The organism is Bradyrhizobium yuanmingense (assembly GCF_900094575.1).
Taxonomy (GTDB): domain Bacteria; phylum Pseudomonadota; class Alphaproteobacteria; order Rhizobiales; family Xanthobacteraceae; genus Bradyrhizobium; species Bradyrhizobium yuanmingense.
In genome coordinates this window covers 469696-494846 of record NZ_FMAE01000001.1, presented here as the reverse complement: position 1 = coordinate 494846, position 25151 = coordinate 469696, and the positions used below count along the sequence as shown (strand labels likewise).

Sequence of the window (25151 nt, the reverse complement as noted above, 5' to 3'; positions counted from 1 at the left end):
GCATGCGGGAGGACGCCGATGAAGAGTTTCAAGGTTGCCGATTTCAAGGCGCCGCTGCAGGAGGTCGACGAGGCGACGCCGCAGCCCTCGGGCACGCAGGTGCTGATCAAGGTGAAGGCCGCCGGCGTCTGCCACAGCGACCTCCACATCTGGGAAGGCGGCTACGATCTCGGCCATGGCCGCAAGCCGCTCTCGTTGAAGGACCGCGGCATCAACCTGCCGCTGACCATGGGCCACGAGACGGTCGGCGAAGTCCTCGCCTTCGGCCCCGACGTGAAGCCGACCGACCAGGGCGACCTGAAGGTCGGCGATGTCGGGCTGGTCTATCCCTGGATCGGCTGCGGCAAATGTGCAACGTGCCTCGCCGGTGACGAGAACATGTGCCTGACGCCGCGCTCGCTCGGGGTCTATTGCGACGGCGGCTATTCCGATCACATGCTGGTGCCGCATCCGCGCTACCTGCTCAATCTGAAGGGCCTCGATCCCGCGACGACCGCGCCCTATGCCTGCTCGGGCGTCACCACCTACAGCGCGCTGAAGAAGGTCGAGCAGCATTTCGACACGCCGATCGTGATGTTCGGCGCCGGCGGCCTCGGCCTGATGGCGTTGTCGCTGCTCAAGGCGATGGGCGGCAAGGGCGCGATCATGGTCGATATCGACGCGAGGAAGCGCGAGGCGGCGGAGAAGGCCGGTGCGCTTGCGACCGTCGATCCCAAGGCCCCTGACGCGCTGGAGCAGCTTGCCAAGAAGGCGGGCGGCCCTATCCGCGCCGTGATCGACCTCGTCGGCAACGCTGCTACGACGCAGCTCGGCTTCGACTGCCTGACCAAGGGCGGTAAGCTCGTCCTTGTCGGCCTGTTCGGCGGCGGCGCGACCTGGGCGTTGCCGCTGATTCCGATCAAGGCGGTGACGATCCAGGGCAGCTATGTCGGAAACTTGCGCGAGACGCAGGAGCTGCTCGACCTGGTGCGGTCGAAGAAGGTGCCGCCGATCCCGGTGACGCCGCAACCGCTCGCCAAGGCCAACGACGCGCTGCTGCAATTGCAGCAGGGCGCGGTGGTCGGGCGTACGGTGCTGACGCCGTAACGAATGCTCTCTCCCTCGTCATTGCGAGGAGCGAAGCGACGAAGCAATCCAGAATGTCTCCGTGGATGCAGTTCTGGATTGCTTCGCTTCGCTCGCAATGACGACCTGGTTGACACCTCCCTTGAGGCCTTAAATGTCCGCAAACAACGCCTTCCACATTGCCGTGCTCGCCGGTGACGGCATCGGCCCTGAAGTCATGGCGCCGGCGCTGGAGGTGCTGCGCAAGGTCGGCGAGAAGTCCGGCCTCGGCTTCCGCTTCACCGAGGCGCCGGCCGGCGCCAACCATTATCTCGCGACCGGCAAGTCGATGCCGGATAGCACCATCAAGCTCTGCGAGGAGGCGGACGCGATCCTGCTCGGAGCCTGCGGCCTGCCGTCGGTGCGCTATCCCGACAACACCGAGATCGCGCCGCAGATCGAGCTGCGCTTCATCTTCGATCTCTATGCCGGCGTGCGCCCGGCGCGCCTCATTCCGGGCGTGCCGAGCCCGATCGTCGGCGCGGACCAGCGCGGCATCGATCTCGTCGTGATCCGCGAGTCCACCGAAGGCCTGTTCGCCTCGATGGGCAAGGGCATCGTCACCCACGAGGACGCGCGCGAGACCATGGTGATCACGCGCAAAACCTCCGAGCGTTTGTTCGAGTTCTCGTTTCGCCTTGCCGAGCGGCGCAAGGCGCGCGGCAAGCCGGGCGCGCTCACCTGCGTCGATAAGGCGAACGTATTCAAGGCGTTCGCGTTCTTCCGCGGCATCTTCGACGAGATCGAGAAGAAGCATCCTGACGTGAAGACCGACCGGCTCTATGTCGATGCCTGCTCGGCGATGCTGGTCAAGCGTCCCTGGGATTTCGACGTGATGGTGATGGAGAACATGTTCGGCGACATCGTCTCCGACATCACCGCGAGCCTGATCGGCGGCCTCGGCATGGCGCCGTCCGCCGACATCGGTGACAAATACGCGGTGTTCCAGCCGTGCCACGGCACGGCGCCTGACATCATGGGGCAGGGCAAGGCCAACCCCACCGGCATGATCCTGTCCGCCGCGATGATGCTGGATTGGCTCGCCGACAAGCACGGCATCGAGAGCGCTGCGGAAGCCGGCGAGACGATCGAGCGTGCGGTGGACCAGGTCTATGCCGGCGGCATCAAGCCGATGGAATTCGGCGGCGGCAATGGCACGGCTGACATCACGAAAGCGGTGCTGGGAGCGCTGTAGGGGCTGTGCTCCTGGCCTCTCTCCACGACGAAATTACTTCCCCCTAAACTGCGGCTTCCGCTTTTCCATGAAGGCCTGCCGGCCCTCGCGGAAATCCACGCTGTCCATGCAGGCATTGCCGATCACCTTGATCGCCTCCATGTCGCGCCGGCTCTCGTCCTTCAGCACCTGCGCGATTGTGATCTTGGCCGCCTTGATCGCGAGCGGGGCGTTCTGCGCGATCGTCTCGGCCATCGCCATGGTCTCGCCCCAGAGCTCGCCTTGCGGAAACACGCGCTCGACGAGGCCGATGCGCAGCGCCTCGGCGGAATCGATGCGCATGCCCGTATACATCAGCAGCCGCGCCCAGGACGGCCCGACCAGCGACACCAGATGCCGCAGGCCGTCATAGCCATAGGCGATGCCGAGCTTGGCGGCGGGAATGCCGAACTGGCTTTCATGCGAGGCGAGGCGGATGTCGGCGAGCATGGCGACCTGCATGCCGCCGCCGAGGCAATAGCCGTCGATGCAGGCGATGGTCGGCTTGGGATAATCGGCGAGCAGCGCGCGCTGGGCGGCGCTGCGCTTGGCGTATTGCTCGGATGCCGCCGCATTGTGCCTCACCTTCTCGAACTGGCTGATGTCGGCACCCGAGACGAACGCCTTGCCGCCGGCGCCGCGCAGGATCACGACGCGCACCGTGTCGTCGTCGCGCAAGGCCGTCAACGCCTCGCCAAATCCCTCCCACATCTCCAGCGACATCGCGTTGCGCTTGTCGGGATTGTTGAAGGTGATCACGCCGACGCCATCGGCCGTGTGCGTCAGAATCTTGCCGTCGGCGTAAGGTGTTCCGGTCGTGCTGATAACGTCTGGCATCGCGCGCTCGCTGCTCGGTGGCGAGGCGCAATGTGCGGCGCAGGCGCCGCCGCGGTCAACCGGCGCGGGAGAGCAGAGCCTGCATCCGCCTGTGCTGCGATTGCATGGCGCGCGGCGTTCGACGGAGGCGGAAAGGTCGGGGGAAGACCGCCAACAAAAAGGGGCGGCCATGCCGCCCCGAGACCGGCCGCGCGCGGTTGCGCGCAGACATCTTTCGGCCGATCTCGTGCAATCCGGCCGCGCCCCCGTGACGCGGCGGATTGAACGTCGGCCGTGAAGGCCGGACCGTCGACCGGCCTCAGCTCTCGTTCGCCGCGATCGATTCCATCAGCGAGACGAGCTGACGCTGCACCGTCTGATCCTTGATCTTGCTGTAGGCGCGCAGCAGGCGGAGGCTGAAGGCCGAATCGAGAAAGAGCAGGCTCTCGACTTCGCGGGCCTTGTTGTCGCCGTCGTAGAAGAAGGTCACGGGCACATCGAGGGCGGAGGCGATCTGCTGAAGCCGGGCCGCGCCGACGCGATTGACGCCCTTCTCGTATTTCTGCACCTGCTGGAAGCTGACGCCGAGCTTCTCGCCGAGCTCGGCCTGCGAGATCTTCATCTCGACGCGCCGCAGACGGATCCGCTTGCCAAGCTCGATGTCCGGCTTGCCCGCGCTGCGCTGCTTCATTCTTTTGGCCGCTGCTTTCATCTCTGTTTTCACCTTTGTTCTTCGGTTGAAAATCCCCCGAAGAGCTGGGTCAGGGGTTCGCCCATATACGAGTCCTTGAATTCATGCGGGTGCACGAACTCTTCCTTAAACCACGGGAAGCGGGCCGGATTGAAAGCCTCGATCAGCCAGTCAATCATGTGCCGCACGCGCGGGATACGGCCGCTACCAGGGTGGTAGGACAGCCAGATATCCAGCGGTCGGTTCAGCTCGACCTCCAGTGGAATTAATTTCCCGCCGAGCGCAATGGCGTAGCTCGGGAAGACGCCGATGCCGGCGCCATTCGCGACCGCCCAATAGTTGGCGCTCGAGACGTTGGTCTTCATGACCAGAAGGTCACGTTCGGACACGCCCGGGAAGAAGCTTTCGAAGGATTCCTTGGCGGCGAGCTGGTCGGCGAATTGCAGCACCAGACGATGCTTGATCAATTCCGCCGCCGAGCGCGGCGCGCCATGCTTTGCGATGTATTTCTCCGAGGCCCAGAACATCAGATGCATGCGGCCGAGCCGCACCAGCTTGATGTCCAGCGCCGAGGGACGGGACAGATGAATGGCGACGTCGGCCTCGTGGCGCGAGACGTCGGCCGAGCGCATCGCGCAATGCAGGTCCACCAGGATCTTCGGATAGGCCTGCTGGAATTCGACCAGGCGGGGGGCAAGCCAGAATGTGCCGAGCCCCTCGGTGACGGCGACGCGGACCTCGCCCGACAGCGCGTTGGCCATCGAATCGCTGGCGCGCAGCACGTCGAAGGTGGCTGCCTCCATGCGCTCGACGGCGGAGACCACCAGGGCGCCCTCATCGGTCAGATGGGTGCCGTGGACGTCGCGCGTGAATAACGTGGTGCCGGTCTGGCGTTCGAAATCGTCGATGCGGCGCCGCACGGCGTTGATCGACAGAGACAGGCGCTCGGCCGCCGAGCGAAAGCTTCCGCATCGGACGACTTCCAAGAATATGCGGGCGGCGTCCCAGTCGGAGAGGCCGCTGATATTTGTCTTTGGGCGTTCCTCCAGAGGAACGCCCCTTTCCGCCAAGGAGTGCATACAATTCCCTTTGGAACGCTAAACTGGCAGAATCTGGCGCAAACCACAACCACGACGGGTTGGGGAACGACGAGTTTTGAACGTCATCCTTACTACCTTAGGGCGGTATTTGGATGCTCCCATGGGCTGGGAATTCGGGCGAGGCTAATCGGCTCGAGTGAGGGGTATGACGTGAGTTCCGTTGCGAGCCGCGAGATGGCTGCGGGAGTGCCGGCGCTGACTGCAATGAACGGTCTTGCGCAGGAGTCGGTGCTCTTCGCCGTTGCTGGATCAATCGCACCGCGTCAGGCGTTCGCTCCCGGAGCATTGCTGCGGTCGCCAAAGGCGCCGCATGGCGATGCGAGCGGGAACCCGGTTCCACAGCAGAAACACACTGAAATCAGGTTCGAAGGCGCAGTCGCCTCGTGCTATCTATCGTCTTCCATGGGGGCCGAAGGGGGCGTGACAGATACGTCTCGCAGGCCGAATTAACGGAAAGAACGCCGGTGTCGCATTCAGACGAACAGTTGCAGTCGGTGCTGGAAACGCTCGAGGAGTGCCGCAGGGTTCTCAATGCCTGCAACAGCCGCGAGTCGGCCGAGATGCTGTCCATCGTCATCCTCGACGTCAGGATGAAACTGAAAGGAATCGACAGTGCCGATCTCAAGGCGCTGTGCGACGAAATGCTGCGGAGCGCTGCCAGCGAGCCGCCGCCCCCTTCCAAGCAGACGCAGGACCAGCCCCGGCGTCCGCTGCTCCGCGTGGTGAAGTAGCCGCGCCGCCCAATCTCGCTTTCCGGCGAGGTTTGTGCGCGTCCCGATGCCGCATCTGTGATCACGGAGGGCATCGGGCGGAGCCCTGGCTTTGTGCGCCTCTGTTGCGCATTCTCCGGCATGGGCTACACCAGAGCCGGTTCGGCTCCGGGCCGGGCGCGTTCCCTGCGCGCCCTGACGGGGCCTGAGATGGCTCCGATTGCATCATGCAAAATGTTTCGATTCCGGCCGCACTGATTGCCGGCCTCGTCAGCTTCCTCTCGCCTTGCGTCCTGCCTCTGGTTCCGCCCTATCTGGTTTACCTCACGGGCGCCACGATCGAGCATGTCGAGAGCGACGAGCCGGTCGCGGCCTCCAAGCGCGCGATCATGATGTCGGCGCTCCTGTTCGTGCTCGGCTTCTCCACCATCTTCGTGGCGCTCGGCGCCAGCGCTTCGCTGATCGGCGGGCTGATCCGTGCCTGGTCGGCGGAGCTGTCGATCCTCGCCGGCATCGTCATCATCATCATGGGCCTGCACTTTCTCGGCCTGACGCGGATCGGCTTTCTGATGCGGGAAGGACGCCTGCCGATCCCCAAACCGGTCGGCCTGTGGGGCGCCTATATCATGGGCCTCGCATTCGCGTTCGGCTGGACACCCTGCATCGGCCCGATCCTCGCCGCGATCCTCTCGGTCGCCGCGGCGGAAGCCACGGTGACGAGGGGCGCCGGCCTGCTCGCGGTCTATTCCGCGGGCCTCGGCATCCCATTCCTGATCGCCGCGCTGATGATCGAACAGTTCTCCGCACTGTTCGCGCGCATGAAGGGCCACCTCGTCAACGTCGAGCGCGCCATGGGCGTCCTGATGGTGCTCACCGGCATCGGCTTTCTCACCGGCGCGGTCTCGAATGTGAGCATCTGGCTGCTGGAGACGTTTCCGGTGCTGCAGACGATCGGTTAGGGCGCGCGGGGACCGGGTTTTCACGGACGAAAAAGTAGAGGAACCGTTGAAAACGGTCAGGCATGCTGCCACGGAACGACGATTCCAAACCTTTCCGGTCCCGAGGCGTTGCATCGGGGGACAATTCGCATGGTGGAGATCACGTGACCAAGACACTGCGCTTAGAACCCCTGTCGGACAACGCGGCGTTGGTTGCCTGGCAATTTTTGGGGCAGCCGTTGCAGGAGTGGCCGAGCTGGGTTCAGTCGAATTGCTCGCTGCAGAAGGATGCCGACGGAAAATTCGAGCTTCGGCACGAGCGGCGCAGCGGCACCCAGATCGTCTATCTCGGCGAGTGGCTGGTGAGAGATCTCGATGGCGGCGTGGACTTCTACACGGACGCTGAGATCTGGTCGCGGTTCGCTGCCAAGCGCTGACGCGCTGAGAGATTCAGCCGACGCGTCGATCGCGCCTTAGTCTTTCCTGCTCGAGCTTCGGACGATCAAAAGCCTGTGTGGCTGGTGGGGCAAAAAGCCTCGCGGTAGGAGCCGCCCAGAGAATGCAATCTGTAGTAATATTTCATCGTACTACACCCTGAGGGGCAATTCTTCTGAACGTATACTGAAACGAGAATTTTGGAAGCGACATCTTCGGCGCCCCTCTCCCCTAAAGCATTTGAGCAGGAGCAAGCGATGGGAACCGACGTGAATGTTCATCCCGGTCACGGCAAGGCCGGACGTCAACCGACGCGACAATTTCTGGATACGCTTTCCGGACACGACGATCCGGGCATGTTTGGCCGGATGTTTCCAACCCTGGAGCCGCTGGCTGTCGACGACGGTCCGCTGCGCGAGCTCGCCGACGCGATGAAGGATCCCGCCCCCGGCGACGCCGCGGGCAACAACCTCAACGTCCCGGCGGGTTTCACCTATCTCGGCCAATTCGTGGATCACGACATCACGCTCGATCTGACCTCCTTCGGCGAGAAGGAAGCCGATCCGACGGCGGTCACGAATTTCCGCACGCCCGCACTCGATCTCGACAGCGTCTATGGTCTCGGCCCCGACGGCAGCCGTCATCTCTACGCGCGCAATTCGGCCAGCGACAGCGGCAAGACACCGGGCCCCAAGCTGCTGATCGGCAAGACCGTCAACGTCGATGACATCACCGGCGATCATCGCAACGACCTGCCGCGCAATCCCGAGGGGTTTGCCCTGATCGGCGATCACCGCAACGACGAGAACCTGGTCGTCGCGCAAACCCACCTTGCGATGCTGAAGTTTCACAACAAGGTCTGCGATCAGCTCGCGGCGTCCGGCAAGCCGGCGGGCGAGATCTTCGAGGAAGCGCGCCGGATCGTGACCTGGCACTACCAATGGATGGTCCTGCACGATTTCGTGGAGCGGATCACCGAGAAGGGGCTCGTCGCCAAGATCCTCGAGCAGGGGCGGCGCTTCTACCGCTTCAAGAAGATCCCCTACATGCCCGTCGAGTTTTCGGGCGCCGTCTATCGTCTCGGCCACAGCATGGTGCGCCAGGTCTATAGCCACAACCGGATCTTCACGCCCGGCCCGGGCGGGATTCCTGCAACTCTCGATTTGCTGTTCAGGTTCACGGGACTTTCGGGAGGAATCATCGGAGATCTCGCGCCCAATCCGATTCAGCCGCCGCTCCCGCTTCCGGTGCTTTCGAGCAACTGGATCATCGACTGGCGGCGCTACTTTCAGGTGCTGCCGAGCAACCCTGCGGGCGTGACGCTCAATCCCTCCCGCAAGATCGACCCGTTCATCGTGCCGCAACTCCATACCCTGCCTGGTGACGGCGGCAGCCTGCCGTTCCGCAACCTCAAGCGCGGCGTGTTGCTCGGATTGCCGTCCGGGCAGGACGTCGCCAAGGCCATGAAGATCAAGAATCCGCTGACGCCGGAAGAAATCTCGAAGGGGAGCGACGGCGCCGTGGCGAAGAAGCATGGCCTGCACCAAAACACCCCGCTCTGGTACTACATCCTCAAGGAGGCGGAGCAGCGGGGCAGCGGCGAAAGGCTCGGCCCGGTCGGCGCGACCCTGCTTGCCGAGGTCTTCGTCGGCCTCGTCCATGGCGACCACCAGTCGTATCTCTGGCTCAAGGGCAAGACCTGGAAGCCGACGCTGCCGTCGCAAGTGCCGGGCGAATTCACGATGGCCGACCTGCTGCGTTTCGTCGGGGATATCAGCCCGATCGACGGCATCTCGACCGTCTAGACCAGACGCCCGCCAGCGTTGCAGACGATGGGCCGGACCGGCGCGCATGGCGCGCCGGTCTGGACGTTTGCAACAATGCTCAGGGCTTGAACACGTAGCCCGGCGTGATCGCCGCCGTCTCCGGGATCGGCGGCAGGTCGGCGAACAGCTGAGGCCGGTCTTTCATGACCTTGAGAATGTGCTTCGGCTCAATATGCGCATTGACGTCGAAGGTCGATTTGAGGATGCCGAGCCGGGTGAGCCGGTCCTGGGCGCTCCACAGCGCGCGGTAGTTGTTCGCCGACAGCCGGCGGTCCGCCTGCTGGATGTTGAACTGCATCGCGGCCTCCGCGACCTCCTGCTTCAGGCCTGGAATCCAGCGCGTCGCGACTTGTGCCGCCAGCTTCGGGTTCTTGCGCATCCATTGGTCGGCCTCGGAGACGGCGGCGAGGAATTTCTCGATGGTCTCGCCGTTGGCCTGCACCCATGGGCGTAGCGCGACGTTGAAGCCGATATAGGAGATCACGTCGCCGCCCCGAATGATCTCGACGGCGCCCGGCACGTCCTTGCCCGCGACGATCGGCCAGGGGTCCCAGCCCGAGAACGCGTCGATGCCCTTGGCGAGCAGGGCGACGGTCATGTCCGGGGGCGGGGTGTTGACCAATGTTACGTCGTCGGGTTTCAGTCCGGCCTTCTCCAGCGTCGCTAGGACGTAGAGATGGTTGATCGTGCCGAACGACGCCGCGATCTTCTTGCCCTTCAACGTCGACAGGTCGCCCTTGACGATGCCCGAGCCTTCGCGCGCGATGATCGCCATCGTGGCATCGGAGCCGGCCTTGGTGGCGTTGCCGCTGTAATTGCCCAGCGCGACGAGGTCCATGCCGCGCAGCACCGCGCCGATCATGGGTACGCCGACCTGCACGATCTCGCTCTCGCCGGCCTGCAACGCGTTCAGCGCGTCGACACCGGTGGCGTAGGGGCGTGCGATCGTGACGTCGAGCCCGTACTTCTCGAAGAAGCCGCGCTCGAGCGCGATGGGCAGGCCAATCTGGTCGATGCCAGTGACCATGCCGGCCTTGAGTTTCGTCAGGGTTTGGGCGCTTGCCGGCACCATGCCGGCCAGAAGCGCCAATCCAAGCAGCAAGAGTCGTTTCATAGTCTCAGCCTCCCTCTTTTATCGGCCCCACCGCCGTCACCCAATAGGGCCGGGCCACGGCATTGAGGTCCGTTCTTTTGACACCGCGCAGCTCGATCGAATGCTCGTCCGTGCCCGAGACGCGTCCGTATTGCTGGAAGGCGAGCACGTGGAAACGCTCCGGCGTGAACGGCAGCTCGATCTGCACGTTCACCTTTTCCGACGTGCCCGTGAGCTGCGGCGAGATCTTTCCGGGCGCCGCGATGGTCAGCCAGAGCTGAAACAGCGCCCATGCCGCAATTGCGCCGAGCGCGATGCGCAGCTTGGGTGATCGCAAGGCTTCGGAGGCGATGCTCATGCTGCGCGCACCATCTGCAGCACGCGCGCCGAGAGCTGCTTGAACTCATCATCCCTGACGAGATCGTCCCAGATGCGAGGACGCGGCAGGTCGACCGCGATCTCGTCGAGCACGCGTCCCTTCGAGAGCACGACCACGCGATTGGCGAGAAACACCGCTTCCGACACGTCATGGGTGATGAAGATCACCGTCGGCTTGCGCTCCTGCCAGATGCGCGTCAGCTCCTCCTGGAGCGTCATGCGCGTCTGCGCGTCGACGCTGGCAAACGGCTCGTCCATCAAGAGGACGTCAGGGTTGTTGGCGAGTGCGCGCACCACGCCGACGCGCTGCTGCATGCCCCCGGAAAGCTCGTTGGGATAGCGGTGCGCCGCATGCGAGAGCCCGGCAAGCGCGAGATATTCATGCGCGATGCGGTCGCGCTCGGCCTTCGGAACGCCGCGCATCTTCGGCCCGAAGCCGACATTGTCGAGCACGGTCTTCCAGGGAAACAGCGCGAACGACTGGAACACGACGCCCCGCTCGGGGCCGGGCCCGTGCACCGGCTTGCCGTCGAGCAGGATGTCCCCCTTCGAATAGGGAATGAAGCCGGCGATCATGTTCAGGATCGTCGTCTTGCCGCAGCCGGAGGGGCCGACCACCGAGATGAACTCGCCGGGCTCGACGTCGAGTGAGACGTCGTGGACGGCGGTGACATGCGCGCCTGCATAAGGGTCGAAATAGGTCTTGCCGAGATTGCGCAGCGAGAGCGTCTTCATGATGTCACTAATCCCCAACGCTGGCCGGTCGCACGCTCGAGCGGGGCGAGAATCCAGGCGTCCACGATGTACCAGAGCAGTCCGAGAATGATCATGCCGAGGATGATCTCGACGGTCGACCCGGCGCGGCGCGCATCGAACATCATGAAGCCGATGCCCGACGTGCCGACGATCATCTCGACCGCGATCAGCGCGCGCCAGCCGTAGCCGAGTCCGTTGCGCAGGCCGGTGATGATGTTGGGCAGGGCGCCCGGCAGCGTCACCTCCCACAGCACGCGCGCCCGCGAAGCCCCGAGGCTCAAGGCGGCGCGTGACAGATCGCGCGGTACCGATTCGACGCCGAGCACGGTGTTGAGCACGACGGGGAACAGCACGGTGTAGACGATGACGAAGGTCATCGTCGTCAGACCGAAGCCGAACCAGATCAGAAGGATCGGCAGCCAGGCGATGTCGCCGATGGCCTGGAAGAACAGCAGCACCGGCCAGCAGATGCGATGCGCCCAGCGGCTGGTGCCGATCAGGATGCCCAAGGGTATGCCGAGCGCCATGCCGACCGCGGCGCCGGTCGCGAGCCGGATCAGGCTGTCCTGGAGATAGTCGGGCAGGATGCCCTTGTAGGTCAGCGTGAAGAATGCGCGGATGACGTCGGCCGGGCCGGGGAAGAACGCGCGTGGAAACAGCCCGGCCTCGCTGACCGCGGTCCACAGCGCCAGCACCGGGATGAAGGGAATGATCGCGGCGATGCCCGGCCAGCGCCGGGTCAGGCGGGCATAGCCGGCCCAGATTTGCAGCAGGACGTTCATGCGCGCCTCACCATGCCCCAGCGCTCGATGGTCGCGCGTTCCAGCGGGACCAGCAGCAAACGGTCGATCAGAAGCCAGAGCACGCCGATCACGATCATGCCGAACACGATCACCTCGGTGCGGTAGAAATCGCGCGCGACGAACAGCATGTAGCCGAGCCCGACATTGGTCGCGATCATCTCCGCGGCGATCAGGCCGCGCCAGGCAAAGCCCAGGCCGGTGCGAATGCCGGTGACGATATTGGGCAGCGCGCCCGGCAGCAGTACTTCGGTCAGCAGCGCCCAGCGGCCGGCGCCGAGCGAGGCGGCAGCGTTGCGCAGCGTGTGCGGGATGGTCCTGACGCCGAGAAGCGTGTTGTAGGCGACGACGAAGAATACGGCGTTGAAGATCACGAAGACGATCGCGCCGAAACCGTAACCGAACCACAGCGTCGCGATCGGGATCCAGGCAATGCCGGCGAGCACCGAGAAGAACCGGAACAGCGGCGTGAGAAAGGCCGCGACCGTCGGGCTGACGCCCATGGCGATACCGAGCGGCACCGCGGTGGCGATGCCGATCAGTGTGCCCAGGCCGACGCGCAAAAGACTGGCGCCGACATGCGCGAACAACGTGCCGTCCCGGATCGAGTCAAGCGCGGCGGTGCCGACCGCGCCGACCGAGGGAAACACGCGGGGATTGACGTTGAACAGCGGGACCACGGCGGCCCAGACCGCGACCAGCGCAAGCAGCGGCGCGACGAACATTGCAGCGCCGGCCAGAGAGTTGACGCTGCGCATCAGCCGCGACGATCGGCCTTTCAGACTGCCCGTCAGCTGCATTCGACCTCCCTGACGCTCAGCTATGCCTGTACCGGCATTTCCCACTGATCATTGCTGGTATCGTAGCCGCGTCTCGCGCAATCGCATATCTGTATCGGTTGCGACCCTCCTCGCGATCCGCGCGGAGCGGGGATCCGGGCCGAGCCCCCTCATGTCACGGTGCATGGCGCTTTCTCTTGCGGTTGAGGCTCGGCTTCCTGACGGCGCGCAGGGTCGATCCATCCGCCTTGCGAGCCGCCGCGGCGATAATGGTCTTTCGGTTCGACAGCTTCGATCGGGTGTAGCCCAGCAGCCGTTCCATCGCGGCGCGCGCCTTCTCCGGGTTGCCGCTCTCGATGGCCCGCGCCGCTATGACGTGGTTCGGCAGATTGTCCTTGAACCAGCCGCCGGGGCCGCCGACGGCAACGGTGAAGACGGTGCCCAGAATGGTATCGATCGCCCCGCGAAAGCCCTGGAGGACCGGATTGTGGGTCGCGTCCAGGATGGCGAGATGGAAAGCCTTGTCGGCAGCGAGGGCGCTGGCCTGGTCCTTTGCAGTCTGCATCGCCGCCAGGGCCGTGTCGATCCGCCAGCGGTCGTTCTTTGTTGCACGCTCGGCCGCAAGCGCTGCGGCAGCGGGCTCGATGATCGAGCGCACCTCCTGGATTGCCAGCAGAAGGTCCCGATCCGGCTCGTCCTGACCGACCAGCCAGCTTAGCACGTCGCGGTCGAGCAGGCTCCATTCGTGGCGCGGCAGCACGTGCGTGCCGTGGCGCGGCCGCACGCTGACCAGACCTTTAGCGGCGAGCGTCTTGATGGCTTCGCGCACCACGCCGCGCCCGACTCCGAAGCGGGCTTCGAGCTCAGGTTCCGGCGGCAGGGCTGTCCCGACCGGAATGAGATCCTGCGCGATCTCCCGGCCGAGCGTCGTCAGCACGGCGCGAATGCGGCCGGGCTTGATCGGCTTGTCGACGGGGCTCGGGCGCGCTCTTGCCACTCGTACGTTTCTCCCGTCCGGCCTGTCGCGGCTGGTTCGTTTGTATTTGGCTGCCACGCCCCGGCAGCTGCAATCATCGGATGTTTAACATCGGATGAATGGATGAGGGCAAGCGCAATTGTCGCAGCACACCCCGTGTTGCGTTGCGATATGCGCGTGGACCGCGGATCAAAGCGTCTCCTCAAGCGTGCAGGTCACAGTGCAGACGACGCCGCGCGGCAGGGGCAAGCCCCCGTGATCCGCTGCACCTCGGCATCGAGCACCATGCGCATGCTACGCACCGTTTCCAGCAAACGGCGCGCAGCCTCGCTGCGATCCTGATGGTAGTTGTAATAGGCAAGGCCCACCGCGAAAACGATCAGCGGTAGCGTCGTTCCGGCGACAAGGAGGCGAGCCGAACGGGCAAGGTAAGCTTTGGCGAACGCAGGCGTCCCGGTTCCAGCGCGGCAGCACCGGACAATGATTTTGAAGAGACCATAGGCGCAGGAATTGTGCTGCGCCACGAATTTTCGCCGTCCGTCCAGCGCGCTCCTGATCGCCGGAGACCTCGCGCCTCCGCCGCATACCGAAGCGGCGAGTTGCAGTGCAGCAGGCGTTTACGTGCAGTCCTGCGACGAAGGGGTAGCTCCAGCCCACGCGAAATGACTTCCGTCCCGCCGAGGTTTTTCATACGCTTGCCTCTCGCAAGCCGCATAACGGCTGCGCTCACGGCCCGGCGACAGGGCCGGAGCATCAAAGGGAGGGGAGACGATGAAGCGAAGGTCATTTCTCGCTGGGATCGGTGCAACCACTGCGGCAGCTGCCATCGGCATGCCGTCGATCCTGAGGGCGCAAGCCCCGATCACACTGAACGGTGCCGTGCAGTTCAATGACGACCATGCCTTCAATCGGGCCCTGCTGCGGTTCGAGGAGCTGGTGAAGAAATATTACGGCAAGCCCGTCAACTTCACCCTGCACAGGAACTCCTCGCTCGGCCTCGAGAAGCAGTATTTCGAGTACATGTCGCAAGGCAAGGCAGTCGATTACGGCATCGTCTCGCCGGCTCACATGTCGACCTTCGCCAAGGCCGCCCCGTTCATCGATGCGCCCTTCGTGTTCAAGGGCATCGAGCACATGAACAAGGTGGTCGAAGCCAATATCCTGGCGCCAGTCGCCGACGAGGTCGCGGCCAAGGCGGACGTGGTTCTGATCGGTTATGCCGGCGGCGGCATCCGCAACATCTTCGCCAACAAGCCGCTCAAGAACCTCGCCGACCTCAAGGGCCTCAAGGTGCGCGTGCAGGGCGCGCCGATCTGGTCGAAGACCTTTGCGGCCGTTGGCATGAGCCCCACGGTGATCGCCTATAACGAAGTCTACAACGCGATCCAGAACGGGGTGATATCAGCCGGCGAGAACGAAGCGGCCGGCGTCGAGGCGATGAAGTTCTATGAAGTGGCGCCGCATCTCAACCTGACCCAGCACGCCGTGTCGATCCGGCCGATCTGCTTTTCCGTCAAGACGCTGAAGACCCTGCCGAAGGATCTGCAGGACGCGATCATGAAAGCGGGCAAGGAGGCCGGCGATTACGGCCGCCAGCTCGAGTCGAGCGAAGAGGTCGTCAAGCTCGACACGCTGGAGAAGGCCGGCAAGCTCAAGCGCGTTCCGTTCGAGGAGCGGGACGCCATGAAGAAGCTCGCCGACCCCGTGATGGCCACCTACGCCAAGGAGATCGGCGCGGAGGGCATTTTCGAGAAGATCAACGTCGTCTGAGGCCGCCCTGTCCGCCGACAGCATTCCGGGCAGGCCCCGCTTCCTGCCCGGACATGGCGGATGAGCGCCGTACGGAGCTCCAATGTCCGAAATGCACGTCCCGTCCACACCGTCGCTGTGGCGTCGCGTCACCGCGGCCTATGCGAAATTGTTGGAATTCCTGCTTGCCGCCTGCGTCGGCATCCTGGTCATCCCCGTCACATTGCAGATCGTCTCGCGCTACACGCCGTTCATTCCCTCCTACATCTGGACCGAGGAGATGGCGCGATTCCTGTTCATCTGGACGATCATGATCGGCGCCATGGTCGGCATCCGCGAGGCTCAGCATTTCGAGGTCGACGTGTGGCCCGATTTGTCGCGGCGGTCGGAGGCCGCAGTGCGGATCATCGCGCGGATCGGCGTGCTGGCACTGGCCCTCGTGTTCGTGTCGGCCGGCATCGAATTCACACGCTTCGCCTGGAACAGGACGTCGGAGCTGGCCGATCTGCCGCTCTGGCTGATCCACGTTGCCTGGCCGGTGGCCGGCGTGACCTGGATCGTGTTTGCGGGCGAACAGATACTCGATGAACTGCGCGTTCTGGTCGGGGCACAGCAATGAACGGCACTGTACTTTCTGCCGGACAGGCCGCCATGGTGCTGTTCGGGGTCTTCGTCGGCCTGCTGATCGTGCGCGTGCCGGTCGCCTTCGCGCTGGGCCTTGCCTGCGTGCCGATCCTTCTGATCGAGCCGCGCCTGTCGCTGATGACGCTCGCGCAGGAGACTTTCAACGCGTACAACTCGTTCATCCTGCTCGCGGTGCCGTTCTTTCTGTTGACGGCGAACCTGATGAGTATCGGCGGTATCACGGATCGCCTGGTGGCGCTGTCGCGCTCGATGGTCGGGCACTGGCCGGGGTCGCTGGCGCAGATCAACGTCGTGCTGTCGGTGTTCTTTGCCGGCATCTCCGGCTCCTCCACTGCGGATGCGGCGAGCCAATCGAAGATCTTCATCGATGCGCAGACCAAGGAGGGCTACGATCTCTCGTTCTCCATTGCCATCACGGCGGCCTCCGCGGTTCTTGCGGTCGTCATTCCGCCCTCGATCCTGATGATCGTGTGGGGCGGTCTGATCTCGACCTCGATAGCGGCGATGTATCTGGCCGGTATCGTGCCCGGGCTGCTGATCGCGGGCGCGCAGATGGCGACGGTGCACGTCTATGCGGTGCGCCGCGGCTACCCGACCTATCCGAAGTCGACCTGGGTCGACATGCGATGCGCCATCTGGCGGTCGATACCCGCGTTAATAACGCCGTTCATCATCGTCGGCGGCATTCTGCTCGGCTGGTTCACCGCGACCGAGTCCGCCTGCGTTGCCGTGCTCTATTCCGTCGTGCTCTCGGCGTTCTTCTACCGCGAGACGGGAATCCGTGAATTGTACAGAGCCTTGCTCGACACTGGGCGTCTCGCCGGCGTAGCGCTGTTCTGCGTCGGCACCGCCAGTGCGTTCGGCTGGCTGCTGGCCTATTACAAGATCCCGCAAGAACTGCTGGCGAACGTTTCGACATGGGGCATGGGTCCCGTCGCGGCCGGCTTCTTCATCGCCTTCTGCTTTCTGGTGGTGGGCTGCTTTCTCGACGCCATCCCCGCGATCATCATCGTCGGCACCGTGCTGGAGCCGCTCGCCAGGTCCGTCGATCTGCATCCGGTCCAGTTCGCGATCATCTCCATCGTCTCGCTGGCCTTCGGATTGGTGACGCCGCCCTACGGCCTCTGTCTGATGATCGCCTGTTCGATCGCGGGCGTGCGGCTGCGCTATGCCCTGAAGGACACGGTCATCATGCTGATCCCGATGCTACTCGTGCTGGCGGCGGTGATCATTTGGCCCAGCGTGTCGCTGTTCCTGCCGCGCCTGATCGTGCCGGAGATGCTCAAGTGACCGCCTGATAGGAGGACCCCGCAGCCGGGCAGGGCTATCGCATCTGAGGGATTTTCCCCGTGGCCATCCTTCGAGACGCCCGCTTTAGGCGGGCTCCTCAGGATGAGGACGGAGTGTGCGGCAGCAGTCGAAACGGGCACTGACGCCGATTAGCCTCATCCTGAGGAGGCGCGTAAGCGCCGTCTCGAAGGACGAGGCGTGCTCGCAGGCCGCCGCAGCGAGTCATATGCGATCGTGCTGCCGCGGCCGACGGCCGCGGGGTCGTCGCGGTGGGCTACAGATTGCTTTCAGTGATTGCGGCGTAGACCATGCTGCGCAGCTCGCGGCGGATCGGATAGGCGCTCGACGGCAGCACTTGCGTCATGAAGATCGCGATCAGGTCCTCGGCCGGATCGATCCAGAACGAGGTCGTGGCGGCGCCGCCCCAATTGTATTCGCCGGGGCTGCCGGCGATCAATGTCTCGGCCGGGCGCATGGTCACGGCGAAGCCGAGACCGAAGCCGATGCCGTTATAGGTCGCTTCCGAGAACAGCGAGCGCGAGACGTCCGGCAGCGCACGGCCGCCCGGAATGTGGTTGGTGGTCATCAGCGCCAGCGTCTTCGGCCCGATCAGCCTGACGCCGCCGAGCTCGCCGCCATTGAGCAGCGCACGGCAGAAGGTCAGATAGTCGGCAACGGTCGAGCACAGCCCGCCGCCGCCGGAGATGAACGAGGGCGGCGACAGGAACGAGCTCGTTGCCGGGTCGTCCTGGAGCGTCAACCCCTCGCGGCGCTGGCCCGCATGGAAGGTCATGCCGCCGCCGGGATCGGCGGAATAGCAGGCGGCGAAGCGATGCGCCTTCGAGGCCGGGACGTGGAAGTCGGTGTCGGTCATGCCGAGCGGGTCGAGGATGCGCTGTTTCAGGAACTGCTCGAACGGCATGCCGGAGATCTTGCCGACGAGATAGCCGATCACGTCGGTCGCAACGGAGTAATTCCAGGACTCGCCCGGCGAAAACTCCAGCGGGATCTTGGCCAGGCCCTCGACCATGGTCTGGAGTGTGCCTGATTTTTCGACCTCGCCGATCTTTTCACTGCGGTAGGCGGCATCGACGTTGGAGCGTTGCTGGAAGCCATAGGTTAGGCCGGAGGTGTGGCGCAAGAGGTCGACGATCAGCATCGGCCGCGACGGCGGCCGGGTCAGGAACGCCGGATAGGTGCCGGCGACGAACACGCCGAGGTCCTTCCACTCCGGAATATATTTCGCGACGGGCTCGTCGATGGCGACGAGGCCTTCCTCGACCAGCATCATGAAGGCGACGCTGGTGAGCGGCTTGGTCATGGAATAGATGCGATAGATCGTATCGTCCTTCACCGGCACCTTGCGCTCGACATCGGCAAAGCCCTGCACTGAGCTGTGCGCGACCTTGCCGCGGCGGTAGACCAGAAGATGCGTGCCCGGGAAACGCCCGGCATCGATGTACCGGCGCTTGAGATGCGCATCGATGCGGTCGAGCGCGGCCTTGGACATGCCGACGGATTCGGGCGAAGCGGGGGTGGGGGCGAGCATCAGTTCCTCCGGGGCGTTTTGTCGGAAAGTTGATACCGAAATGACGGCCGCATTCCAAGCCGGTTGCGCTTAACGAGGCCGGGCCGGCTGGTGTAGACTCGGGCTCGGAACGCAAGGAGCCCGCCAGGGCCAACGAGAAGAACGCGAGGGCAAACGCACCATGACTCAGTTCACCGAGACCGAACTCACCGAAGCCGTCGTCAGGAGCTTCGACCACACGCCCGATGCGCGCGCGAAATTTCTGCTGCAGGAATTGGTGAGCTCGCTGCACGATTACGTGAGCAAGACCGGTCTCACCTTCGCGGAATGGGAATATGCCATCGATTTCCTGACCCGGACCGGGCAGAAATGCACCGACACCCGCCAGGAATTCATCCTCTTGTCCGACGTGCTCGGCGTCTCCATGCTCGTCGACGCCGTCAATCACAGGGATCGCGACGGTGCCACGGAGACCACGGTGCTCGGCCCGTTCTATGTCGGCGAGCACAAGGTGACTGCGCACGGCACCGACATCTCGCCGAACAACCAGACCGGCGAGCGGATGTTCGTGCAGAGCCGCGTCACCGATCTCGAGGGCAAGCCGCTCGCCGGCGTTCCCGTCGACGTCTGGCACGCCGATGACGACGGCTTCTACGATTCCCAGAAGCCGAACTACGATGAGGTCGGCGCCTCGGCGCGGGCGCGCTTCATCACCGATGACGATGGCCGCTTCTTCTTCCGCACCATCCTGCCGTGCAGCTATCCGATCCCGACCGATGGTCCGGTCGGCGAAATGATCGTGCAGACCGGCCGCCACCCGATGCGCCCGGCGCATGTGCACTTCCTGGTCAATGCCAGAGGCTATGAGCCGCTGATCACGCACGTCTTTATGGACGGTGACAAATATCTCGACTCCGACGTGGTGTTCGGCGTGAAGGACGACCTCGTCGCCAAGGTCGAGCCGCGCAACGACCTTGAGATGCCCGACGGCACCACGGCGAACGGGCGGTGGCATTTGATGACTTACGAATTCCACCTCAAGCCGGGCGGCGGCATGGCGCCGAAGCCGCTCGGGATGAAGGCGACCGAGCCGGCGTGAGGATGCGAAATCTCAGTCATCCCCCGATATAGGCTGCCAACTCGTCGGGCGTACCCTTTGGAAAGGCGTCTTTCAGATGATCGAGGAAAGCGGAGACGCGCGCACTGAGCAATCGCCGCGAGGGATAGAGCGTCCATAGGGCGATGTCGGCTCCCTCGACGTCGCCCCAGCGAACGAGCGTGCCGGCGGCAAGATCGTGGCTGACGAGCGACAGCGGCAGCCTCGCGGCGCCGATACCGGCTCTCACGGCATCGCGAACCATCATCAGGGATGACAGTCGAAGCACGGGATCGATCGCGATGCGCGATGGGCCGCTTGGCCGTCTGATGTCCCAAACCGCAGCTTTGTCATCGCCGCGCACGATGGCCGGAACGGCGAGGTTTCCTCTCGGGTGCTTCAGAGCGGGGCTGGCGACGACCAGCATTCGGTCGCGCAAGAAGATGCGGCCGACCAGGCTTTCATCCGGATCGGGATTGACCCGGATCACGAGATCAAAGCCTTCCTCGATCATGTCGACGTAGCGGTCATCGGTCGTGACTTCGAGCCGGACTTGCGGATGCCGAAGGGCGAAGCCGGCCGCGAGACGGCCCATCGCGGTTTGCGAGAAGAGCAGGGGTGCGCTGATCCGCAACCTGCCCTTTGGCTTGTCCCCGCCCGAGGCGATCGCGGCCGCGGTCTCGTCGAGCTCGGTGAGGAGTGCGCCCGTCCGCTCATAGAGCGCGCGCCCTTCCTGGGTGAGCTTGAGCGTGCGCCCGCCGCGCTCGAACAGACGCAGATCAAGACTGCTCTCCAGTTCGGACACACGTCGAGACAAGGTCGCTTTCGGACGCCCCGCTGCTCGCGCGGCCTTTCCGAACCCTCCGTGACGGGCGACGAGATTGAAATCGGCGAGCGCAAGCAAATCCATCTGTTCCACCAATGAGACGGTCTGTCCAAATATAACGCCTATCGGCTCGCATGTGGATCATTAGTTTCCGGGTGTCTTCCAATACCCAACCGGAGTGATCCCATGACCATCCTCGTTACCGGCGCCACCGGCACCATCGGCCGCAACGTCGTCGAGCAACTCGTCAAGCGCGGCGCCGATGTGCGCGCACTCGTCCGAAATCCCGAGAAGGCCAACCTTCCGGCAGGTGTTGCCGTCGCCCAGGGCGACTTGCTGGACGTCGATTCCGTGCGCACTGCGTTTTCGGGCGTCTCGACGCTGTTCCTGCTCAACGCCGTGGTGCCCGACGAATTCACTCAGGCGCTGACTGCGCTCAACCTTGCCCGCGAAGCCGGCATCGAGCGGTTCGTCTATCTGTCGGTCATTCACAGCGACCTCTACGTGAATGTGCCGCACTTCGCCGGCAAGTTCGGGGTCGAGCGCATGATCGAGCAGATGGGCTTCAAGGCGACCATCCTGCGGCCCGCCTATTTCATGAACAACGAACTCATGATCAAGGATGCCGTGACCGGATATGGCGTCTACCCGATGCCGATCGGCAGCAAGGGCCTTGCGATGATCGACGCGCGCGACATCGGCGAGATTGCTGCGATCGAACTGATCCGCCGCGAGACATCCGCAGCGCCGCTTCCGCTCGAACGCATCAATCTTGTTGGCCCTGAGACACTCACTGGCGCGAAGGCCGCCGAGATCTGGTCGGAGGTGCTCGGCCGCGCGATCGCCTACGGCGGAGACGACACCGCGGGGTTCGAGAAGAACCTCAGGCAGTTCATGCCGCCCTGGATGGCTTTCGACATGCGGGTGATGGGCGAGCGTTTCCTCACCGAGGGAATGATCCCTGAGCCCGGCGACGTCGAGCGTCTGACCGGCATGCTGGGCCGTCCCTTGCGCTCCTATCGCGACTTCGTCGCCGAGATCGCGGCCCCCGTTTGAGGCTTGCCAGAGCAGAAGCGCAGGCGGGCTGGCTGCGCCGCTCGCTATTAATCATGTGGCGAGCGGCAATCTCGATCAGCGCGCATGCAGCAAGGCCAGCAGCACGACGACGGCGCAGGCGAGCGCCGCCGTTGTCAGCTTCCAGAACATCAGCGGGCTGCGCTCCAGGAGCGGTGTGATGCGCGTGTCGAGATAGGCCGGGTTGGGCGTGCGAAGCTCGAAGATGAATTCCGAGAGATCCTCGTGCCGCTTGTAGGGATCGGGATGGAGCGCGCGCCGGAGCGCGCCGTCGACCCAGGCGGGAACGTTGCGGTCACCGTCGGGGGCGCGATATTTAAGCTTTCGCACATCCGCCTTGCGCCGGATTTTGGCGATTTGGGTGCCGTAGGGCAGCTTTCCCGTCAGCATCTGGTAGCAGATCACGGCCAGAGAAAACATGTCGGAGCGCGGCGAGCCCCCTTGCCCCAGGAAATATTCCGGCGCCGTGTACTGGACGGTGCCCAGGATTTCGTCGGCCTCCCCTGGCGGCGCCGCCTCGGCCACGCCGGCGACCCTGACCGATCCGAAGTCGATGATCTTGGCGGTGCCGGTCTTGTCGATCAGGATGTTGTCGGGCCTGAGGTCTTGATGCAGCATCTCCATGCGATGGAAGGCGCGCAGGCCTGCGGCGATCTGCTCGATGAGGCCGCGCACGGTTTCGAGATCGGGCCGCGGATTGTCGGTCATCCACTGCTTCAAGGTCTGCCCCTCGACGAACTCGGTCGCGACGTAGAGATAGCCGCGTCGCCGCGACTGCGACAGCGGCTTGAGCACATGCGGGCTGTCGATCCGGCGTGCGATCCATTCTTCCATCAAGAAGCGCTTGAGATAGGCGGCGTTGTCGCGTAGGTCGACCGACGGCAGCTTGAGCGCGACCGGCTGCTCGGTCTCGGTGTCGACGGCGAGGTAGATATGGCTGCGGCTGCTGCCGTGGATCTCGCGGACGATCCGGTAGCCGTCGAAGATCGCCCGCGGCTCCGGCAGCGTCGGCAGCGGCAATTCGGAGCTCTGATTGAAGATGCCGGCCGGATCGCGCTGCGGCACCGCATCGATCCGCAGGATCTGCACGGTGATGTTGTCGTCGCTGCCGCGCCGATAGGCTTCCTCCACGATCGCCTTCGCCGCCCCGTCCAGCTCGGCTGCGTGCTCGTCGATTGCACTCGTGACGAAACGCGCATCGACGAACTCGTACGCACCGTCGGTTGCCAGCAGGAAGGTGTCGCCGGCCTCGATTTCGATCGCCTGATAGTCGATCTCGAGCTGCGGATTGATGCCGAGCGCGCGGCCGAGATAGGTCTGCTCAGACGAGACGATGATGCGGTGATCGTCGGTCAGTTGCTCCAGCGCCTTGCCGGCGACGCGATAGACGCGGCAATCGCCGACATGGAAGATGTGCGCGGTGGTTGCCTTGATGACCATGGCGCTGAGCGTGCAGACATAGCCCTTGTCGCGGTCATAGGCATATTGGCTCTTGCGCGTCTGCGCATGCAGCCAGGAATTGGTCGCCTCCAGCACACGGCGGGCGGAGGTCTTCACCGTCCACGACTCCGATGTGCAGTAATAGTCCATCAGGAAGCTCTTGACCGCCGACTCGCTGGCGATCTGGCTTACCGTGCTCGAGGAAATTCCGTCGGCGAGAACGGCCGCGATGCCCTTCAGGCTGAGCAGCGGCTCTTCCGGAATCAGGACGCCGTGAAAGTCCTGGTTGATGGGCTTGCGACCCTTGTCGGAATGCTGGCCGACCGAAATCTGGAGTCCGCGGGGCATCGTCATCACCGGGAGAGGGGAGCCTCACCGTGCTTGGGCGAGGCTCCCCTGTCGATACCTATTCGATCAGGCCGCGACGCGGGGCCTTGCAGCCTTCTCCGCCTGGCGCTTCGGCAGGGTCATGACGTGGGTGGCATAGAGGGTCATGCCGGTGAAGGCGAGGCCGCCGACGAGGTTGCCGAGCACGGTCGGGATCTCGTTCCAGATCAGATAATCCATGATCGAGAACTTCGCGCCGAGCAGCAGGCCCGACGGGAACAGGAACATGTTCACGACGGAATGCTCGAACACCATGTAGAAGAACACCAGGATCGGCATCCACATCGCGATGACCTTGCCGGGGACGGAAGTCGAGATCATGGCGCCGACGACGCCGGTCGAGACCATCCAGTTGCAGAGCATGCCGCGCAGGAACAGCGTCGCCATGCCGGCCGCGCCGTGCGCGGCATAGCCAAGGGTTCGGCCCTCGCCAATATTGCCGATGGCGGCGCCGACCTTGTCGGGCGCCTGCGTGAAGCCGAAGGTCGTGACGAAGGCCATCATGAAGGCGACGGTGAAGGCGCCGGCGAAATTGCCGACGAAGACGAGACCCCAATTGCGCAGCACGCCGTTGAGCGTAACGCCCGGGCGCTTGTCGATCAGCGCGAGCGGCGAGAGCACGAACACGCCGGTCAGGAGGTCGAAGCCCAGGAGATAGAGCATGACGAAGCCGACCGGGAACAAGAGCGCGCCGACCAGCGGCTGGCCGGTGTTCACGGTGATCGTGACGGCAAACCAGGCTGCGAGGGCCAGGATCGCGCCGGCCATGTAGGCGCGGATGATGGTATCCCGGGTGGACATGAAGATCTTGGACTCGCCCGCATCCACCATCTTGGTGACGAATTCCGAAGGCGCGAGATACGACATCAATGGTTCCTTTTGCTTGGTAAGTGAGATCGACACGCCCCCGACGAGGGCGCGGCTGAACGTCATCGGCCGTGCGGGCAGCCTGCCGCGCACGAGGGCTATGGAAAGTCTGGAAGCCTTGGGAATCGCGTCACGAGGACTCTGAAGCCGGAGACCGCGAAGCAGGTGAGCTTCCGGGATGCAGCCGCCAGAGGCTGCATCAATGCGGCCAAGCCGCAGTCGTCGTTGACGCAACCTTAGAAGCAATTTGTGTGCCGTGGTGCGTCGATCGAAAAAGCGAGCAAATTCAGCTGGATGTCAGCTGCAGGGGGATGATTGGCAGAACTGCGCCGCCTCTTGCTTGAGCGACTGCACAACGTTTGTGCGGCGCACAAGGATTGAGCAGATCGCAAACTTCGCGTGCGGAACAGGGCTGCGTTAGTCAGACGCGGAATTACCAAGCATCTGATTATCCATCATTTTTGGCGGTGGCAGGCTTGGCATGAAGCTTGAATAGTTCCAGGCCGACGCCATTGAAGCCGTCCCGCGAGACTTCTCATCCGAATTGCTGACGCACCCAAACGGGGTCTCCCCGTCGCGCGTTCGCATGCGCCTTTTTCTGGCGTCACGGACGGACGGGCTGCTCGTGCGCACT

The 25151-nt window shown here is 64.1% G+C and carries 24 protein-coding genes and 1 pseudogene; 11 read left to right on the top strand and 14 right to left on the bottom strand.

Annotated elements, in window-relative coordinates:
• Positions 1–18 precede the first annotated feature (18 nt).
• Positions 19–1086, top strand: a complete 1068-nt coding sequence (locus tag GA0061099_RS02160) for an alcohol dehydrogenase (RefSeq protein WP_036025902.1) — start codon at positions 19–21, stop codon at positions 1084–1086.
• Between the two features lie 133 nt (positions 1087–1219).
• The gene (locus GA0061099_RS02155; RefSeq protein ID WP_036025901.1) at positions 1220–2299 is read left to right on the top strand and encodes an isocitrate/isopropylmalate dehydrogenase family protein; all 1080 of its coding nucleotides are present in this window, start codon (positions 1220–1222) and stop codon (positions 2297–2299) included.
• A gap of 33 nt (positions 2300–2332) precedes the next feature.
• On the opposite strand, the gene GA0061099_RS02150 is transcribed toward GA0061099_RS02155, so the two are convergent.
• From GA0061099_RS02150 to GA0061099_RS02140, 3 genes are all read right to left on the bottom strand, one after another.
• Positions 2333–3154, bottom strand: a complete 822-nt coding sequence (locus GA0061099_RS02150; protein WP_036025898.1) for an enoyl-CoA hydratase — start codon at positions 3152–3154, stop codon at positions 2333–2335.
• A 298-nt stretch (positions 3155–3452) separates the two neighbouring features.
• Entirely contained in the window at positions 3453–3824 is a 372-nt protein-coding gene (locus GA0061099_RS02145) for a helix-turn-helix domain-containing protein (RefSeq protein WP_020608151.1), read from the bottom strand.
• A gap of 29 nt (positions 3825–3853) precedes the next feature.
• On the bottom strand, positions 3854–4903 hold the full coding sequence (locus tag GA0061099_RS02140) for a LysR family transcriptional regulator (protein WP_036025896.1): 1050 nt from the start codon (positions 4901–4903) through the stop codon (positions 3854–3856).
• 485 nt (positions 4904–5388) lie between these two features.
• Here GA0061099_RS02140 and GA0061099_RS02135 point away from each other — a divergent pair, with 485 nt between their 5' ends.
• From GA0061099_RS02135 to GA0061099_RS02120, 4 genes are all read left to right on the top strand, one after another.
• Positions 5389–5655: a hypothetical protein gene (locus GA0061099_RS02135; protein ID WP_025034806.1), complete on the top strand. Its 267-nt coding sequence runs from the start codon at positions 5389–5391 to the stop codon at positions 5653–5655.
• Between the two features lie 206 nt (positions 5656–5861).
• Positions 5862–6593, top strand: a complete 732-nt coding sequence (locus GA0061099_RS02130; RefSeq protein WP_036004503.1) for a cytochrome c biogenesis CcdA family protein — start codon at positions 5862–5864, stop codon at positions 6591–6593.
• Between the two features lie 143 nt (positions 6594–6736).
• Entirely contained in the window at positions 6737–7009 is a 273-nt protein-coding gene (locus tag GA0061099_RS02125; protein WP_036025895.1) for a hypothetical protein, read from the top strand.
• Between the two features lie 255 nt (positions 7010–7264).
• Positions 7265–8812, top strand: coding sequence for a peroxidase family protein (locus tag GA0061099_RS02120; RefSeq protein ID WP_036025893.1), 1548 nt, complete (start codon positions 7265–7267; stop codon positions 8810–8812).
• A 79-nt stretch (positions 8813–8891) separates the two neighbouring features.
• Here the strand turns inward: GA0061099_RS02120 and GA0061099_RS02115 are convergent, their stop codons facing one another.
• The 7 genes and pseudogenes from GA0061099_RS02115 to GA0061099_RS02085 form a co-directional block, all read right to left on the bottom strand.
• Entirely contained in the window at positions 8892–9947 is a 1056-nt protein-coding gene (locus tag GA0061099_RS02115; RefSeq protein ID WP_036025892.1) for an ABC transporter substrate-binding protein, read from the bottom strand.
• 4 nt (positions 9948–9951) lie between these two features.
• The gene (locus tag GA0061099_RS02110) at positions 9952–10284 is read right to left on the bottom strand and encodes a hypothetical protein (protein ID WP_036025891.1); all 333 of its coding nucleotides are present in this window, start codon (positions 10282–10284) and stop codon (positions 9952–9954) included.
• A complete protein-coding gene (locus GA0061099_RS02105) occupies positions 10281–11039 on the bottom strand; it encodes an ABC transporter ATP-binding protein (RefSeq protein WP_036025889.1) in 759 nt (252 codons plus the stop codon). Before GA0061099_RS02105 ends, GA0061099_RS02110 begins: the two co-directional genes overlap by 4 nt.
• A complete protein-coding gene (locus GA0061099_RS02100; RefSeq protein WP_036004520.1) occupies positions 11036–11842 on the bottom strand; it encodes an ABC transporter permease in 807 nt (268 codons plus the stop codon). Before GA0061099_RS02100 ends, GA0061099_RS02105 begins: the two co-directional genes overlap by 4 nt.
• Positions 11839–12660 (bottom strand): ABC transporter permease, encoded by an 822-nt coding sequence (locus GA0061099_RS02095; protein WP_225149946.1) that lies wholly within the window; start codon positions 12658–12660, stop codon positions 11839–11841. The genes GA0061099_RS02100 and GA0061099_RS02095 overlap by 4 nt, the downstream gene beginning before the upstream one ends.
• A gap of 154 nt (positions 12661–12814) precedes the next feature.
• The gene (locus GA0061099_RS02090) at positions 12815–13636 is read right to left on the bottom strand and encodes a FadR/GntR family transcriptional regulator (RefSeq protein ID WP_036025887.1); all 822 of its coding nucleotides are present in this window, start codon (positions 13634–13636) and stop codon (positions 12815–12817) included.
• Positions 13637–13833: 197 nt separating this feature from the next.
• A pseudogene (locus GA0061099_RS02085) lies at positions 13834–14114 on the bottom strand (hypothetical protein); the annotation flags it as partial.
• A 272-nt stretch (positions 14115–14386) separates the two neighbouring features.
• Here GA0061099_RS02085 and GA0061099_RS02080 point away from each other — a divergent pair.
• From GA0061099_RS02080 to GA0061099_RS02070, 3 genes are all read left to right on the top strand, one after another.
• Entirely contained in the window at positions 14387–15385 is a 999-nt protein-coding gene (locus GA0061099_RS02080; protein ID WP_036004529.1) for a TRAP transporter substrate-binding protein, read from the top strand.
• An 82-nt stretch (positions 15386–15467) separates the two neighbouring features.
• On the top strand, positions 15468–15983 hold the full coding sequence (locus GA0061099_RS02075) for a TRAP transporter small permease (RefSeq protein ID WP_036025883.1): 516 nt from the start codon (positions 15468–15470) through the stop codon (positions 15981–15983).
• Positions 15980–17299 carry a TRAP transporter large permease gene (locus tag GA0061099_RS02070; RefSeq protein ID WP_036025880.1) on the top strand — a complete coding sequence of 440 codons (1320 nt, stop codon included), beginning with the start codon at positions 15980–15982 and terminating at the stop codon, positions 17297–17299. The genes GA0061099_RS02075 and GA0061099_RS02070 overlap by 4 nt, the downstream gene beginning before the upstream one ends.
• A gap of 274 nt (positions 17300–17573) precedes the next feature.
• Here the strand turns inward: GA0061099_RS02070 and GA0061099_RS02065 are convergent, their stop codons facing one another.
• On the bottom strand, positions 17574–18848 hold the full coding sequence (locus GA0061099_RS02065) for a serine hydrolase domain-containing protein (protein ID WP_036025878.1): 1275 nt from the start codon (positions 18846–18848) through the stop codon (positions 17574–17576).
• Between the two features lie 160 nt (positions 18849–19008).
• Here GA0061099_RS02065 and GA0061099_RS02060 point away from each other — a divergent pair, with 160 nt between their 5' ends.
• Positions 19009–19926: a dioxygenase family protein gene (locus tag GA0061099_RS02060; protein WP_036025877.1), complete on the top strand. Its 918-nt coding sequence runs from the start codon at positions 19009–19011 to the stop codon at positions 19924–19926.
• A gap of 16 nt (positions 19927–19942) precedes the next feature.
• Here the strand turns inward: GA0061099_RS02060 and GA0061099_RS02055 are convergent, their stop codons facing one another.
• Complete coding sequence (locus tag GA0061099_RS02055; RefSeq protein WP_036025875.1) at positions 19943–20833, bottom strand: LysR family transcriptional regulator; 891 nt, start codon at positions 20831–20833, stop codon at positions 19943–19945.
• Positions 20834–20935: 102 nt separating this feature from the next.
• Between GA0061099_RS02055 and GA0061099_RS02050 the strand changes: the two genes are divergently transcribed.
• Positions 20936–21805, top strand: a complete 870-nt coding sequence (locus GA0061099_RS02050) for an SDR family oxidoreductase (protein WP_036025874.1) — start codon at positions 20936–20938, stop codon at positions 21803–21805.
• Positions 21806–21880: 75 nt separating this feature from the next.
• Here the strand turns inward: GA0061099_RS02050 and GA0061099_RS02045 are convergent, their stop codons facing one another.
• Entirely contained in the window at positions 21881–23617 is a 1737-nt protein-coding gene (locus GA0061099_RS02045; protein WP_036025873.1) for a bifunctional protein-serine/threonine kinase/phosphatase, read from the bottom strand.
• Between the two features lie 60 nt (positions 23618–23677).
• Entirely contained in the window at positions 23678–24517 is an 840-nt protein-coding gene (locus GA0061099_RS02040; RefSeq protein WP_036025912.1) for a formate/nitrite transporter family protein, read from the bottom strand.
• Positions 24518–25151: the final 634 nt, after the last annotated feature.

Bases quoted from the DNA above. Each gene is read 5' to 3' on its own strand.
- GA0061099_RS02160 (WP_036025902.1), top strand. From the start codon at position 19: ATGAAGAGTTTCAAGGTTGCCGATTTCAAGGCGCCGCTGCAGGAGGTC.
- GA0061099_RS02155 (WP_036025901.1), top strand. From the start codon at position 1,220: ATGTCCGCAAACAACGCCTTCCACATTGCCGTGCTCGCCGGTGACGGC.
- GA0061099_RS02150 (WP_036025898.1), bottom strand. From the start codon at position 3,154: ATGCCAGACGTTATCAGCACGACCGGAACACCTTACGCCGACGGCAAG.
- GA0061099_RS02145 (WP_020608151.1), bottom strand. From the start codon at position 3,824: ATGAAGCAGCGCAGCGCGGGCAAGCCGGACATCGAGCTTGGCAAGCGG.
- GA0061099_RS02140 (WP_036025896.1), bottom strand. From the start codon at position 4,903: ATGCACTCCTTGGCGGAAAGGGGCGTTCCTCTGGAGGAACGCCCAAAG.
- GA0061099_RS02130 (WP_036004503.1), top strand. From the start codon at position 5,862: ATGCAAAATGTTTCGATTCCGGCCGCACTGATTGCCGGCCTCGTCAGC.
- GA0061099_RS02120 (WP_036025893.1), top strand. From the start codon at position 7,265: ATGGGAACCGACGTGAATGTTCATCCCGGTCACGGCAAGGCCGGACGT.
- GA0061099_RS02115 (WP_036025892.1), bottom strand. From the start codon at position 9,947: ATGAAACGACTCTTGCTGCTTGGATTGGCGCTTCTGGCCGGCATGGTG.
- GA0061099_RS02110 (WP_036025891.1), bottom strand. From the start codon at position 10,284: ATGAGCATCGCCTCCGAAGCCTTGCGATCACCCAAGCTGCGCATCGCG.
- GA0061099_RS02105 (WP_036025889.1), bottom strand. From the start codon at position 11,039: ATGAAGACGCTCTCGCTGCGCAATCTCGGCAAGACCTATTTCGACCCT.
- GA0061099_RS02100 (WP_036004520.1), bottom strand. From the start codon at position 11,842: ATGAACGTCCTGCTGCAAATCTGGGCCGGCTATGCCCGCCTGACCCGG.
- GA0061099_RS02095 (WP_225149946.1), bottom strand. From the start codon at position 12,660: ATGCAGCTGACGGGCAGTCTGAAAGGCCGATCGTCGCGGCTGATGCGC.
- GA0061099_RS02080 (WP_036004529.1), top strand. From the start codon at position 14,387: ATGAAGCGAAGGTCATTTCTCGCTGGGATCGGTGCAACCACTGCGGCA.
- GA0061099_RS02075 (WP_036025883.1), top strand. From the start codon at position 15,468: ATGTCCGAAATGCACGTCCCGTCCACACCGTCGCTGTGGCGTCGCGTC.
- GA0061099_RS02070 (WP_036025880.1), top strand. From the start codon at position 15,980: ATGAACGGCACTGTACTTTCTGCCGGACAGGCCGCCATGGTGCTGTTC.
- GA0061099_RS02065 (WP_036025878.1), bottom strand. From the start codon at position 18,848: ATGCTCGCCCCCACCCCCGCTTCGCCCGAATCCGTCGGCATGTCCAAG.
- GA0061099_RS02060 (WP_036025877.1), top strand. From the start codon at position 19,009: ATGACTCAGTTCACCGAGACCGAACTCACCGAAGCCGTCGTCAGGAGC.
- GA0061099_RS02055 (WP_036025875.1), bottom strand. From the start codon at position 20,833: ATGGATTTGCTTGCGCTCGCCGATTTCAATCTCGTCGCCCGTCACGGA.
- GA0061099_RS02050 (WP_036025874.1), top strand. From the start codon at position 20,936: ATGACCATCCTCGTTACCGGCGCCACCGGCACCATCGGCCGCAACGTC.
- GA0061099_RS02045 (WP_036025873.1), bottom strand. From the start codon at position 23,617: ATGACGATGCCCCGCGGACTCCAGATTTCGGTCGGCCAGCATTCCGAC.
- GA0061099_RS02040 (WP_036025912.1), bottom strand. From the start codon at position 24,517: ATGTCGTATCTCGCGCCTTCGGAATTCGTCACCAAGATGGTGGATGCG.